Genomic DNA, 13,149 nt, shown 5'->3' on the forward strand with positions numbered 1-13,149 from the left:
GCGGGGCTCCCCCCCCGGCGCGGCCCCCCCCCCCCCCGCCGCCCCCGCCCCCCCCCCGGCGTTCAGGTGCGGCGGGGCTTCAGTGGCCCGGGCCCTGCTCCTTCAGACGGCGGAAGGACTCCTCGATCTCCGTCTCGGCCTCGGTGCGGCCGACCCAGTTGGCGCCCTCGACGGACTTGCCGGGCTCGAGGTCCTTGTAGACCTCGAAGAAGTGCTGGATCTCCAGCCGGTCGAACTCGCTGACGTGGTGAATGTCACGCAGGTGCTCCACACGCGGGTCCGACGCGGGCACGCACAGCACCTTGTCGTCGCCGCCGGCCTCGTCCGTCATGCGGAACATGCCGATCGCCCGGCACGTGATGAGGCAGCCGGGGAAGGTCGGCTCGTCCAGGATGACCAGCGCGTCCAGCGGGTCGCCGTCCTGGCCGAGGGTGTTCTCGATGAAGCCGTAGTCGGCCGGGTAACTGGTCGAGGTGAAGAGCCTGCGGTCCAGGCGGATACGACCGGTCTCGTGGTCCACCTCGTACTTGTTCCGCGAACCCTTCGGGATCTCGATCGTGACGTCGAACTCCAAGGCCCTACTCCTCCATGATCAGCGCATACTGCGGGTGATTAAGTGTCTCCCACGCATGTGGGTGGTCGCGAAAGGGGCTGGTCGGGGGTGCCGCACGGCAAGACGTGGCAGGTCGTGGCGGGGTCGGCCGCGATAGGTCTGGCGGTGGCGGCCGGGGCGGTGGCCGCGGCAGGCCCGTGGGACGCAGGCCAGCGTACGGCCGAGCGCGAGCACGCGGCCGGCCGGGACCACGTCGTGGCCTCGGGACCGCGCACCGCCGCGCCCACGCCCCGGATCACCCCGCCCGCGCCGTCCGCCGCTCCCGTACTGGCCCCGGTGCGCGCCGCCGCGCCCGGTACGGGCAAGGGCTCGTCCGCCGGTACGCCGCCGGACCCGGCCGCCCTCAAGGCCCTCCTCGACCCGCTGATGAACGCCGACGGGCTCGGCACCGTACGCACCGGGACCGTCATCGACGTGGCCACCGGGACCGTCGTGTACGACCACCGGGCCGGTACGCCGTCCACCCCCGCCTCCACCACCAAGCTCGCCACCGCGACGGCCGCGCTCGGCATGCTCGGGCCCGGCCGCCGCCTCACCACGACCGTGGTGGTCACCGCGGCCGGCCGGGTCGTCCTGGTCGGCGGCGGCGACCCGACCCTCGAACTCGGCGGGCTCGCCGACGACACCGCCGCCGCGCTCAAGGCGCGCGGCACCACGTCCGTACGGCTCGGCTACGACACGTCCCTGTTCAGCGGCACCGCGCTCCACCCCATCGGGCCCAACGAGAACCTCGCGCCGGTCACCGCGCTCATGGTCCGCGAGGGGCGGCTCGACCACAGTTCGAGCGGGCCCGCGCAGCGCGCCGACGATCCGGCCGAGTCGGCCGCCGACGCCTTCGCGGACCTGCTGCGGGACCGGGGGATCAGGGTCAAGGGCGAGGCGGCGCCCGCCAGCGGGCACGGGGGTACGCGGCTGGCGGCCCATCAGTCCGCGCCGCTGTCGGAGCTGGTGGAGCGGATGCTGACCGACAGCGACAACGACGTGGCCGAGGCGCTGGCCCGGCATGTGGCCCGCGCGCTCGGGCGGCCCGCCAGTTTCGCCGGGGCGGCGAGCGCCATTCCCGACGCCCTGCGGCGGCTCGGGGTGCCGCTCGCCGGTGCCGCCTTCCACGACGGGAGCGGACTCGACGGGGACGACGCGCTGTCGGCCACCACGCTGGCCCGGATTCTCGCGCTCGCGGCGAGTCCCGCGCATCCCGAGATGCGGTCGGTCCTGACCGGGCTGCCGGTCGCCGGTTTCACCGGCACGCTCGCCGACCGCTTCCGGGGCGGTGGGGGCGCCGGGGTGGTCCACGCCAAGACCGGGACGCTCACCGGGACCAACACGATCGCCGGCACCGCCGTGTCCCCCGCGGGGCGCCTCCTCGCCTTCGCGTTCCTCACCCACGGCACGGATTCGCCTGGCGGCGCGCAGAAAGCCCTCGACCACCTGGCCGCCGCCCTCACCACCCACCCCTAGCCCGCACCCCCGATGTCCTCAATCGCCGGACGGGCTCGAAGAAACGGGGTTGGGGCACTGGCGGGAGTCCTCAATCGCCGGACGGGCTTGAAGAAGCGGGCGCGGGCCACGGGCCGATGTCCTCAATCGCCGGACGGGCTGAACCATTGTTTTTGGCGCGACCGCCAGGCGCTGGCTTTGGCCTTGAACGACGTCTCCGGGTGGGGTGCCCCCCGGCAGGGGGAAGGGCGGGTGGGTGGGGGGAACAGCCCCGCCGGCGTTTGAGGCGGCGTTAGCCGGAGGGGCTGAAGCCGTATTTCGGGGGGCGGCCGGAGGGGGAACCTGTTGGTGGGGGAGCCCAAAGGGGGAGCGGCAACGTACCGTGAAGGCATGACGAGCATCGGTGGAAGCGAGATGGTCGACTGGAACCTCGCCGTGGCGACCGCGCAGCGGTTGACGCGGCCGGGGCCTGAGGTGAGCCGGGACGAGGCTCGGGCCATCGTGGCGGAGCTGCGGGCGCACGCGCAGGAGTCGGAGGCGCACGTCAGGGAGTTCACCCGGATGTACGGGGACGCGGAGGTGCCACCGCACGGCACCCCGGTGCTCATCGTGGACCGGGCGGGCTGGGTGAAGGCCAACGTGGCCGGGTTCCGGGAGGTGATGAAGCCCCTGCTCGGAAAGATGCAGGCGCGCCGCCCCGGCGGCCCCGGCGGAGTCGTGCTCGGCACGGTCGGCGGCAAGGTGACCGGCGTCGAGGTCGGCATGCTGCTGAGCTTCCTGTCCTCGCGGGTGCTCGGCCAGTACGAGACCTTCGCGCCGCCGAGCCGCGACATGCCCGCGGGACCGGTCAAGCCGGGCCCCGGCGAGTCCCGCGCCGGACGGCTGCTGCTGGTCGCGCCGAACATCGTGCACGTCGAGCGCGAGCTGGACGTCGACCCGCACGACTTCCGCCTGTGGGTGTGCCTGCACGAGGAGACGCACCGTACCCAGTTCTCCGCGGTGCCGTGGCTGCGCGACCACATCGAGGGCGAGATCCAGGCGTTCCTCGGCGAGACCGAACTGGACGCCTCGACGGTGATCGAGCGGGTCAGGGAGGCCGTGCAGTCCTTCACCGGCTCCGGCGGCGGCAAGGAAGAAGACGCCGACAAGGACCGCGACGAGGACCGCAGCCTGGTCGACCTGGTGCAGACCCCCTCCCAGCGGGAGATCCTGGCCCGGCTGACCGCCGTGATGTCGCTGCTCGAAGGCCACGCGGACTTCGTGATGGACGGCGTGGGGCCCGAGGTCGTGGCGACCGTCGCCGAGATCCGGGAGAAGTTCAGCCAGCGCAGGGCCAGCGGCGCGGGCCGCCTGGACCAGGCGCTGCGCAAGCTCCTCGGCCTGGACGCCAAGCTCCGCCAGTACCGCGACGGCGAGCGCTTCGTCCGGGCGGTCGTCGACGAGGTCGGCATGGACGGCTTCAACCGGGTGTGGACCTCGCCCAACACGCTGCCCACCAAGGCGGAGATCGCCAAACCCGCCGAGTGGGTCGCGCGGGTGCACAGCCGTAGCGAATCGTGAGGGCGTAACCGCTCATGAAGGCCGTGTCCGCCCTCGGGTTCACCCGTCCGAGGGACCGTAGGCGCAGGGTAGCGCGTGCGATGCTCGGGTAAGCCCCGAGCTTCTGTCACCATCTGGATACCCTGCGTCACTTCGGCGCTTTCCTCATAGCCTCCTCAGGAGGGAAACCGGACATGGGACCCCACCCCACGGTCGCGGCGATACGCCTGGCGGTCCGCCGCGTCCTGCACGACGTCCTCACCGCGTCCACCGACCCGCACCCGTTGGTGCTCGCCGCGTGCAGCGGCGGAGCCGACTCCATGGCGCTGGCCGCCGCCCTCGCTTTCGAAGCACCCCGGCTCGGCGTGCGCGCCGGAGCCGTCACCGTCGACCACGGCCTCCAGGCGGGCTCCGCCGGCCGCGCCCAAGAGGTCGCCGGGCGGCTGCGCGGCCTCGGCCTCGACCCGGTCGACGCGATCGGCGTCACCGTCGGCCGCCAGGGCGGTCCCGAAGCCGCCGCCAGAGACGCCCGGTACGCGGCGCTCGACTCCGCCGCCGAATCGCACGGCGCCGCCGCCGTCCTGCTCGGCCACACACGTGACGACCAGGCAGAAACGGTGCTCCTGGGCCTCGCCCGCGGCTCCGGCACCCGCTCGCTGGCCGGAATGGCCGCGGTCTCCGGTACCGGCGGCCGGTACCGGCGGCCCTTCCTGCTGCTGGACCGCGACACCGTACGCAAGGGCTGTCTCGCCCAGGGCATCACCGTGTGGGAGGACCCGCACAACCACGACCCCGCGTACACCCGCTCCCGCGTCAGACACGAAGCCCTGCCCGTCCTGGAGAAGTCCCTCGGCAAAGGCGTCGTCGAGGCGCTGGCCCGCACCGCGCAGCTCTCCAGGGACGACGCCGACGCGCTGGACCAGTGGGCCGCGGACGCCGAGGCCGACGCGGCGGGCGACGACGGCAGCCTGGACGCGCTGCGGCTGCACGGCCTGCCCGCCGCCGTACGCCGCCGCGTCCTGCGCCGCGCCGCCATCGCCGCCGGCTCGCCCCCCGGCTTCCTCTTCGCCCGGCACATCGAGGAGGTCGACCGGCTGGTCACCGGCTGGCACGGACAGAAAGCCCTCAACCTGCCGGGCGGCGTCGCCGTTCTCAGGGCCAATGGCAGACTGGTGTTCTCGCCGTCGTAGAGCTGCCGTCGCCCAGCGACCCGGGAGCCGACTACTTGAGGGACATACCGCGCAGTGAACGAGAACGACATGGGCGCCGATCTTGAGAAAGTGCTCATCTCCAAGCCAGAGATCGACGCGAAGCTCAGCGAGCTCGCCGCGCAGATCGACCGGGACTACGCGGGCAAGGACCTGCTGATCGTCGGTGTCCTCAAGGGCGCCGTGATGGTGATGGCGGACCTCGCACGGGCGCTGTCGAGCAACGTGACGATGGACTGGATGGCGGTGTCCTCCTACGGCGCCGGCACCAAGTCCTCGGGTGTGGTGCGCATCCTCAAGGACCTGGACACCGACATCGCGGGCCGTGACGTCCTGATCGTCGAGGACATCATCGACTCCGGGCTGACGCTGTCCTGGCTGATCAGCAACCTGGGCTCGCGCGGCCCCGCCTCCCTGGAGGTCTGCACGCTGCTGCGCAAGCCCGAGGCGGCCAAGGTCCAGCTCGACGTGAAGTACACCGGGTTCGACATCCCCAACGAGTTCGTGGTCGGATACGGCCTGGACTATGCGGAGAAGTACCGCAATCTCCCGTTCGTGGGCACACTCGCCCCGCACGTATACGGTGGCTGACTCCCGTCGGCCCGCCGCCGGCGGTGCGGCGCGGCACAGTCATGACGTCGGCCACACCCCGTTCGGCCCCGGGAACCCCTGTCGGTTTCCCGCCGTTGGAGCAGGGGAAGGCGGGATTGTTAACGGTCGGCGGCAACCTCGGGTGACAATGCTGGGGTACCGTCCGAAGGTCGGGTCATACACCGGCATGCACGCGCGGCCAGCAGGCGGCGGTGCCTCACTGTGGCAGGAGGGACGGGGCGACTTCGCCCCGCATGGATGGACGTGAAGCGCTATTTCCGTGGGCCAGTCATGTGGATCGTGCTGGCTGTCCTCGCCGTGGTCGTGTTGATGCAGGTCGTCGGGTCCGGCGGCGGCTACAAGACGGTGGATACCGGCGAGGTTCTACATGCGATCGAATCAAACCAGGCCAAGTCCGCCGAGCTGACGACAGGCGACGACAACTCCATCAAGATCCAGCTCAGGGACGGATCCAAGGTCGAGGGCAGCTCCAAGGTCCGCGCCAGCTACATCGGCAACCAGGGCTCGGCCATCGCCGCGGAGCTGCAGAACATCGTCGACGGCAAGGTGAAGGGGACCACCCTTCCCGACGGTTACACCGTCTCGCCGTCGAAGCAGAACGCTTTCGTCGGCATTCTGCTGTCGCTGCTCCCGTTCGTCCTCATCGTCGTGGTCTTCCTGTTCCTGATGAACCAGATGCAGGGCGGCGGCTCGCGCGTCATGCAGTTCGGCAAGTCCAAGGCGAAGCTGATCACCAAGGACACGCCGAAGACGACGTTCTCCGACGTGGCCGGCTGCGACGAGGCGGTGGAGGAGCTCCAGGAGATCAAGGAATTCCTCCAGGAGCCCGCGAAGTTCCAGGCCGTCGGCGCCAAGATCCCCAAGGGCGTGCTGCTGTACGGCCGTCCGGGTACCGGCAAGACCCTGCTGGCCCGCGCTGTCGCGGGTGAGGCGGGCGTGCCGTTCTACTCGATCTCCGGCTCCGACTTCGTCGAGATGTTCGTGGGTGTCGGCGCCAGCCGCGTCCGCGACCTGTTCGAGCAGGCCAAGGCGAACGCCCCGGCCATCGTCTTCGTCGACGAGATCGACGCCGTCGGCCGGCACCGCGGTGCGGGTCTGGGCGGCGGTCACGACGAGCGCGAGCAGACCCTCAACCAGCTCCTGGTCGAGATGGACGGCTTCGACGTGAAGGGCGGCGTGATCCTCATCGCCGCCACGAACCGGCCCGACATCCTGGACCCGGCGCTGCTGCGTCCCGGCCGTTTCGACCGGCAGATCGCGGTCGACCCGCCGGACCTCCAGGGGCGCGTGGAGATCCTCAGCGTGCACCAGAAGGGCAAGCCGGTCGCACCGGACGTCGACCTCATGGCCGTCGCCCGCCGCACCCCCGGCTTCACCGGCGCCGACCTGAGCAATGTGCTCAACGAGGCGGCGCTGCTGACCGCGCGCAGCAACAAGAAGGTCATCGACAACGCCACGCTGGACGAGGCGATCGACCGCGTCGTGGCCGGTCCGCAGAAGCGCACCCGGATCATGTCGGACAAGGAGAAGAAGATCACCGCGTACCACGAGGGCGGACACGCCCTGGTCGCGGCGGCCTCGCCGAACTCCGACCCGGTCCACAAGGTGACGATCCTGTCCCGCGGCCGCGCGCTGGGCTACACGATGGTGCTGCCCGACGAGGACAAGTACTCCACGACGCGCAACGAGATGCTCGACCAGCTCGCCTACATGATGGGCGGCCGGGCGGCGGAGGAACTGGTCTTCCACGACCCGACCACCGGCGCGTCGAACGACATCGAGAAGGCCACCGCGACCGCCCGTGCCATGGTCACGCAGTACGGCATGACCGAGCGGCTGGGCGCGATCAAGTTCGGTTCCAGCGACTCGGAGCCGTTCCTCGGCCGTGAGATGGGTCACCAGCGCGACTACTCGGAAGAGGTCGCCGGGCTGGTGGACGAGGAAGTCAAGAAGCTCATCGAGACGGCGCACAACGAGGCGTGGGAGATCCTGGTCGAGAACCGGGACGTCCTGGACAACCTCGTTCTGAACCTGCTGGAGAAGGAGACCCTGAACAAGGAGCAGATCGCCGAGATCTTCGCTCCGATCGTCAGGCGTCCCCCGCGTCCGGCCTGGACGGGCTCCGCCCGTCGTACGCCGTCCACCCGGCCGCCGGTGCTCTCTCCCAAGGAGCTGGCACTGACCAACGGCTCGCAGCCGGCCAACGGCATCACGACGGGTTCGGTCAGCACGACCAAGCCCGTCGCGGAGCCGGTCGACCGTCCCGAGGACGGCACGCCGGAGAGCTGACCGGCGCGAGCCGGTCAGGCACGAGAACAGGCAGTCCGGGCCGGACCCGGAATGCAGGCAGTGGCCCCAGGGTTTTAACCTTGGGGCCATTGCCGTTTTTGGGCCAGCTTTCCCACTTCGCCGAACTTCGGAGGAACGAGGCATCATGACCGACCCCGTGACGATCGACGGCGAGGGTTCGATCGGCGAGTTCGACGAGAAGCGGGCCGAGGCCGCGGTGCGCGAGCTGCTGTACGCGGTCGGCGAGGACCCCGACCGGGAGGGCCTGCGGGAGACCCCGGCGCGGGTGGCGCGCGCGTACAAGGAGATATTCGCCGGGCTCTGGCAGACGCCGGAGGACGTGCTGACCACCACCTTCGACCTCGGGCACGACGAGATGGTGCTGGTGAAGGACATCGAGGTGATGTCGTCCTGCGAGCACCACCTGGTGCCGTTCGTCGGCGTCGCGCACGTCGGCTACATCCCGGCCGTCAGCGGCAAGATCACCGGCCTGTCCAAGCTGGCCCGGCTGGTCGACGTGTACGCCCGCCGCCCGCAGGTGCAGGAGCGGCTGACCACGCAGGTCGCCGACGCCCTGATGCGCATCCTGGAACCGCGCGGGGTGATCGTGGTCATCGAGTGCGAGCACATGTGCATGACGATGCGCGGGGTCCGCAAGCAGGGCGCCAAGACCATCACCTCCGCCGTACGCGGCCAGCTCCGCGACCCCGCGACCCGCGCGGAGGCGATGAGCCTGATCCTCGGGCGCGGCTGACCGGGCACGCGGCTGACCGGGCACGGGCTGCCTCTGAGCGCGGGCCTGCTCGGGCACGGGCCTGGCGGCCCCGGTAGGCACGGTGCGCTACCGGGCCGCCGTAGCCGTTACGTAGACGCGCCGTAGCTGTCACAGTTGCGTTGCCCGCGAAGGAACCCACAGACAGGGTTTCGCGTCCTACTGGGCGCCACTCACTCGCTCGTACTGGACCCTGGTGAAGCATGTCCGCTGACCGTGCCTGTGCCCCGCGTTCGCGCCGCTGGCGGCTGCGACCCTCCGCCGTCCCGGGGATCATCGGCAGCGCCGCCGCGGTCATCGGGCTGCTGGACGTGGTCTCCGCGGTCTTCCCGGCCTTCCGCAACGGCCGGATGCACCACATGGCCGCGGTCTTCCCCGGCACCGTCAGCTCGCTCGCCGCCGCCACCGCGGTCGTCACCGGCGTCCTGCTGCTGATGCTCGCGCACGCGCTCAAGCGCGGGAAGGTCCGCGCCTGGTGGGCGGCCGTCGTGCTGCTGCCGGTCGGCGCGGCCACCCAGCTCGTCTACCGGCACTCGATCTTCGGCGCGCTGGTCTCGCTCGGCCTGCTGTGGGTGCTGATCTCCTACCGCGACGAGTTCACCGCGCTGTCCGACCCGCGCACCCGCTGGCGGGCCCTGCTGAACTTCGTCGGCCTCAGCACCGTCGCCTTCTCCCTCGGCCTGGTCATCACCAGCGCCCACCCGTCCTCCGAGCGCGGCAACCCCGGCTTCCTCGACCGCTGCGAGCACGTCCTGCTCGGCCTGTTCGGCTTCGAGGGACCCGTCACGTACACCAGCGACCGGGTCAACGACCTGGTCGGCTACTCGCTGGGCGGCCTCGGCCTGCTCATCGCGATCTCCACCGCCTTCCTCGCGCTGCGCCCCGGACGCCCGGTCGCCGAGCTGAGCGAGGCCGACGAGGACCGGCTGCGCGCGCTGCTGGCCCGGCACGGCGCCCGCGACTCGCTCGGCCACTTCGCGCTGCGCCGCGACAAGTCCGTGGTCTTCTCGCCCAGCGGCAAGGCCGCCGTCTGCTACCGCGTGGTGTCCGGCGTCATGCTCGCCAGCGGCGACCCGATCGGCGACGTCGAGGCGTGGCCCGGCGCCATCGAGCAGTACATGGAGCTGGCCCGCGCGCACGCCTGGCTGCCCGCCGTCGTCGGGTGCAGCGAGACCGGCGGCGAGGTGTGGACCCGCGAGACCGGCCTGGACGCCCTGGAGCTGGGCGACGAGGCGATCGTCACCACCTCCGCCTTCACCCTCCAGGGCCGCGCCATGCGCAATGTCCGCCAGATGGTCAAGCGCATCGAGCGGTCCGGATACGTGTGCCGGGTACGCCGGGTCCGGGACCTCAGCGAGGACGAGAAGCACCGCGTACGGCTGGCCGCGGACGCCTGGCGCGGCACCGACACCGAGCGCGGCTTCTCCATGGCGCTCGGCCGCTTCGGCGAGGATCTGGACGGGGACTGCGTGGTCGTCACCGCGCACAAGGACCGCGAGCCCGGCGCCCCGCACCCCGAACTGGGCGACCTGCGGGCCGTGCTGCACTTCGTGCCCTGGGGCGCGGACGGCATGTCCCTGGAGCTGATGCGCCGCGACCGGGCCGCCGACCCCGGCCTGAACGAACTGCTGATCGTCGCCGCGCTCCAGGAGGCGCCCGCCCTCGGCATTGCCCGCGTGTCGCTGAACTTCGCGATGTTCCGCTCCGCGCTGGCCCGAGGCGAGCGGATCGGCGCGGGCCCGGTGCTGCGCGGCTGGCGCGGTCTGCTGGTGTTCCTGTCCCGCTGGTTCCAGATCGAGTCGCTGTACAAGTTCAACGCGAAGTTCCAGCCCGAGTGGGTGCCGCGCTTCCTGGTCTTCCCCAACTCCCGTGACCTGCCCAGGATCGGCTTCGCCATCATGCAGGCCGAGGGCTTCGTCACGCTGTCCCTTCCGCTGCCCGACGCCGTCCAGCGTTTCCTGCCCGGGCGCGCCACCCGCCCCCCGCACCGGCACAAGCCCGGCTACGCGACGTCGGTGGACGCGACCGAGCGGAGTGCGGTGGCGTAGGGCGTAGCCCCTACGCTGGGCGCATGAGTACGTTGCTGGGCCGCGTCAGGCCCGTCGGACTGCCGGAGTGGGACCGCTGCGCGGTCATGGGCGTGGTGAACGTCACGCCCGACTCGTTCTCCGACGGCGGGCGGTGGTTCGACCCGGAGCTGGCCGTCAAGCACGGCCTCGATCTCGTGGCGCAGGGCGCCGACATGGTGGACGTGGGCGGCGAGTCCACCCGGCCCGGCGCCAAGCGGGTCGACGAGGCGGAGGAGTTGCGCCGGGTCGTGCCGGTGGTGCGGGAGCTGGCCGCGGCCGGGGTGCTGGTCAGCGTCGACACGATGCGCGGCTCGGTCGCCGAGCAGGCGGTCGCCGCGGGCGCCCGGCTGGTCAACGACGTGAGCGGCGGCCTCGCCGACCCCGCGATGGTCCCCGCGGTCGCCGCCGCCGGGGTGCCGTTCGTCGTCATGCACTGGCGCGGCCAGAGCATCGACATGAACAACCGGGCCGTCTACGCCGACGTGCTCGGCGAGGTCGTCACCGAACTGCGCGCGGGCCTGGACCGGGCGGTGGCCGGCGGCATCGACCCCGGCCTGGTGATCCTCGACCCGGGCCTGGGCTTCGCGAAGACCGCGGACCACGACCTGACGCTGCTGGCCCACCTGAGCGCGCTGCGCGAACTGGGCCGTCCGCTGCTGGTCGCCGCCTCCCGTAAGCGGTTCCTCGGCCGCATCCTGGCCGGTGACAACGGCGAACCGCCGCCCGCCAGGGAACGCGACGCGGCCACCGCGGCCGTCACCGCGATCGCCGCCCGCGAGGGCGCCTGGGCGGTCCGCGTCCACGAGGTGCACGCCAGCGCCGACGCCGTCCGCGTCGCCCGCGCCATCGAGATCGGGGGGGTCCGCGCATGACGCCGCGCACCGCGGAGGCCCGCGCCGTCGAGCGGGCCAACCAGGCGTTCTACGACGCCGTGGAGACCTCGGACCTGGACGCGCTGGAGTCGGTGGTCCTGGACGGGCCGCTGGCCGAGTCGGTGGCCGTCGTGCACCCCGGCTGGCCGGTGCTGCGCGGACGCCGCGAGGTCATGCGGTCGTACGCGCTGATCATGGCCAACACGGACTACATCCAGTTCTTCCTGACCGACGTGGAGGTCGCCGTCGACGGCGACAGCGCGGTGGTCACCTGCACCGAGAACATCCTGACCGGCGGCCCCGCCGAGGAGGACGGCTCCGCGGGCTCGCTCGTCGGCGGCCTGGTGGTGGCCACCAACGTCTTCCGCCGCACCGCCGACGGCTGGCGGATGTGGGTCCACCACGGCTCGCCGGTGCTGGCCGAGGACGACGACGAGGACGACGAGGACGGCGAGGGCCCCGGCGGATCCGGCGGTCCCGGCGACGATCTGCTGGACGACGAGGGCTTCGACGGGACGGCGGGAGCGTGACCGGGGGCCGCCCGTGACCGGCTCTGTCGGTGACCGACGGTAGATTCGGAGCAGACGACGGGGCGGACCGCCCCGTCCGCCGCCGGCCGGGACACCCCGGACGGCGGCCGTCCGACCGACCGGCGGGAGAGAGTTCGTGGATCGTGTCACGCTGCGGGGCCTGAAGGCCCTGGGCCACCACGGTGTGTTCGAGCACGAGCGCGAGGACGGCCAGGTCTTCGTCGTGGACCTCGTGCTGGGCCTCGACACGGCCCCCGCGGCGGCCGATGACGACCTCACCAGAACCGTGCATTACGGTGTGGTCGCCGAAGAGGTCACGGCCGTCGTCTCCGGCGAACCGGTCGACCTCATCGAAACCCTCGCCCAGCGCATCGCCGACACGTGCCTGGCGCACGACGTCGTGCAAGAGGTCGAGGTGACCGTGCACAAACCGGACGCGCCGATCACCGTGCCCTTCGACGACGTGACCGTGACCATCACCCGGAGGCGCCCGTGAACTCCCCCCGTCGGGAGCACGCCCACAAGCCCGCGTTCGACCCGACCGTGCAGCCCGTACCGGCCTCCGTGGTCGCGCAGGTCGACGCGGCGGACTTCACCCTGAACAACCCCAAGACCGCGGTGATCGCCCTCGGCGGCAACCTCGGCAACCGGCTGGAGACCCTGCAAGGCGCGGTCGACGCGCTGGAGGACACCCCCGGCGTCCGGGTCAAGGCCGTCTCGCACGTGTACGAGACCGAGCCCTGGGGCGTCCCCGAGGGCTCCCAGGCCACGTACTTCAACGCGGTGGCGCTGGTGCGCACCACGCTGCCGCCCGAGTCGCTGCTGGAGCGCGCCCAGGCCATCGAGGAGGCGTTCCTGCGGGTGCGCACCGAGCGCTGGGGGCCGCGCACCATCGACGTCGACATCATCGCGTACCAGGACGTGGCCTCCGACGACCCGGCGCTGACACTTCCGCACCCGCGCGCCCACGAGCGTGCCTTCGTGCTCGTGCCGTGGTACGACGTGGACCCGGCGGCCGAACTGCCGGGGCACGGCCCGGTCGCGGAACTGATCGGGGCGGTCGGCTCCGCGGGGGTGCGACGGCGCACGGACGTGGAACTCCGGCTGCCCGAATAATCGTTGGGACCTGCGTACCGCGCATCCGCCACGGGCGGGCGCGGGCGGACGAGCGCACACAGGCGCGCGGACGGCGCACTGCACAGAAAGTG

At 71.7% G+C, this 13,149-nt stretch carries 12 protein-coding genes; 11 read left to right on the forward strand and 1 reads right to left on the reverse strand.

What is annotated here, in order from left to right; genetic code table 11:
- Positions 1 to 79: 79 nt before the first annotated feature.
- On the reverse strand, positions 80 to 574 hold the full coding sequence (locus ABZX65_RS12600) for an inorganic diphosphatase (RefSeq protein WP_188283474.1): 495 nt from the start codon (positions 572 to 574) through the stop codon (positions 80 to 82).
- 87 nt (positions 575 to 661) lie between these two features.
- On the opposite strand from ABZX65_RS12600, the gene dacB reads away from it, so the two are divergent.
- The 11 genes from dacB to folK all read left to right on the forward strand — a co-directional run bounded on the left by dacB (position 662) and on the right by folK (position 13,057).
- Positions 662 to 2,071 (forward strand): D-alanyl-D-alanine carboxypeptidase/D-alanyl-D-alanine-endopeptidase, encoded by a 1,410-nt coding sequence (gene dacB / locus ABZX65_RS12605; protein WP_355337271.1) that lies wholly within the window; start codon positions 662 to 664, stop codon positions 2,069 to 2,071.
- A 369-nt stretch (positions 2,072 to 2,440) separates the two neighbouring features.
- Complete coding sequence (locus tag ABZX65_RS12610) at positions 2,441 to 3,610, forward strand: zinc-dependent metalloprotease (RefSeq protein WP_355337274.1); 1,170 nt, start codon at positions 2,441 to 2,443, stop codon at positions 3,608 to 3,610.
- Between the two features lie 173 nt (positions 3,611 to 3,783).
- Positions 3,784 to 4,779 carry a tRNA lysidine(34) synthetase TilS gene (gene tilS, locus ABZX65_RS12615; protein WP_355337277.1) on the forward strand — a complete coding sequence of 332 codons (996 nt, stop codon included), beginning with the start codon at positions 3,784 to 3,786 and terminating at the stop codon, positions 4,777 to 4,779.
- Between the two features lie 54 nt (positions 4,780 to 4,833).
- A complete protein-coding gene (hpt, locus tag ABZX65_RS12620; RefSeq protein WP_355337280.1) occupies positions 4,834 to 5,388 on the forward strand; it encodes a hypoxanthine phosphoribosyltransferase in 555 nt (184 codons plus the stop codon).
- 258 nt (positions 5,389 to 5,646) lie between these two features.
- Complete coding sequence (gene ftsH / locus ABZX65_RS12625; RefSeq protein ID WP_355337283.1) at positions 5,647 to 7,698, forward strand: ATP-dependent zinc metalloprotease FtsH; 2,052 nt, start codon at positions 5,647 to 5,649, stop codon at positions 7,696 to 7,698.
- A 145-nt stretch (positions 7,699 to 7,843) separates the two neighbouring features.
- A complete protein-coding gene (gene folE / locus ABZX65_RS12630) occupies positions 7,844 to 8,452 on the forward strand; it encodes a GTP cyclohydrolase I FolE (protein ID WP_188283469.1) in 609 nt (202 codons plus the stop codon).
- A 221-nt stretch (positions 8,453 to 8,673) separates the two neighbouring features.
- Positions 8,674 to 10,518 carry a phosphatidylglycerol lysyltransferase domain-containing protein gene (locus ABZX65_RS12635; protein WP_355337286.1) on the forward strand — a complete coding sequence of 615 codons (1,845 nt, stop codon included), beginning with the start codon at positions 8,674 to 8,676 and terminating at the stop codon, positions 10,516 to 10,518.
- 23 nt (positions 10,519 to 10,541) lie between these two features.
- On the forward strand, positions 10,542 to 11,411 hold the full coding sequence (folP, locus tag ABZX65_RS12640) for a dihydropteroate synthase (protein WP_355337289.1): 870 nt from the start codon (positions 10,542 to 10,544) through the stop codon (positions 11,409 to 11,411).
- Positions 11,408 to 11,941: a nuclear transport factor 2 family protein gene (locus tag ABZX65_RS12645; RefSeq protein ID WP_355337292.1), complete on the forward strand. Its 534-nt coding sequence runs from the start codon at positions 11,408 to 11,410 to the stop codon at positions 11,939 to 11,941. The genes folP and ABZX65_RS12645 overlap by 4 nt, the downstream gene beginning before the upstream one ends.
- 136 nt (positions 11,942 to 12,077) lie before the next feature.
- Complete coding sequence (gene folB, locus ABZX65_RS12650) at positions 12,078 to 12,437, forward strand: dihydroneopterin aldolase (protein WP_355337295.1); 360 nt, start codon at positions 12,078 to 12,080, stop codon at positions 12,435 to 12,437.
- Positions 12,434 to 13,057 carry a 2-amino-4-hydroxy-6-hydroxymethyldihydropteridine diphosphokinase gene (gene folK, locus ABZX65_RS12655; protein WP_355337298.1) on the forward strand — a complete coding sequence of 208 codons (624 nt, stop codon included), beginning with the start codon at positions 12,434 to 12,436 and terminating at the stop codon, positions 13,055 to 13,057. Before folB ends, folK begins: the two co-directional genes overlap by 4 nt.
- Positions 13,058 to 13,149 lie beyond the last annotated feature (92 nt).

Origin of the sequence: Streptomyces sp. NPDC003300, assembly GCF_040610915.1 — a bacterium.
Classification (GTDB): Bacteria; Actinomycetota; Actinomycetes; order Streptomycetales; family Streptomycetaceae; genus Actinacidiphila.

Coding starts and splice junctions, on each gene's coding strand:
- ABZX65_RS12645 (WP_355337292.1), top strand. CDS start 11,408: ATGACGCCGCGCACCGCGGAGGCCCGCGCCGTCGAGCGGGCCAACCAG.
- folP (WP_355337289.1), top strand. CDS start 10,542: ATGAGTACGTTGCTGGGCCGCGTCAGGCCCGTCGGACTGCCGGAGTGG.
- folE (WP_188283469.1), top strand. CDS start 7,844: ATGACCGACCCCGTGACGATCGACGGCGAGGGTTCGATCGGCGAGTTC.
- tilS (WP_355337277.1), top strand. CDS start 3,784: ATGGGACCCCACCCCACGGTCGCGGCGATACGCCTGGCGGTCCGCCGC.
- ABZX65_RS12610 (WP_355337274.1), top strand. CDS start 2,441: ATGACGAGCATCGGTGGAAGCGAGATGGTCGACTGGAACCTCGCCGTG.
- ftsH (WP_355337283.1), top strand. CDS start 5,647: ATGGACGTGAAGCGCTATTTCCGTGGGCCAGTCATGTGGATCGTGCTG.
- ABZX65_RS12635 (WP_355337286.1), top strand. CDS start 8,674: ATGTCCGCTGACCGTGCCTGTGCCCCGCGTTCGCGCCGCTGGCGGCTG.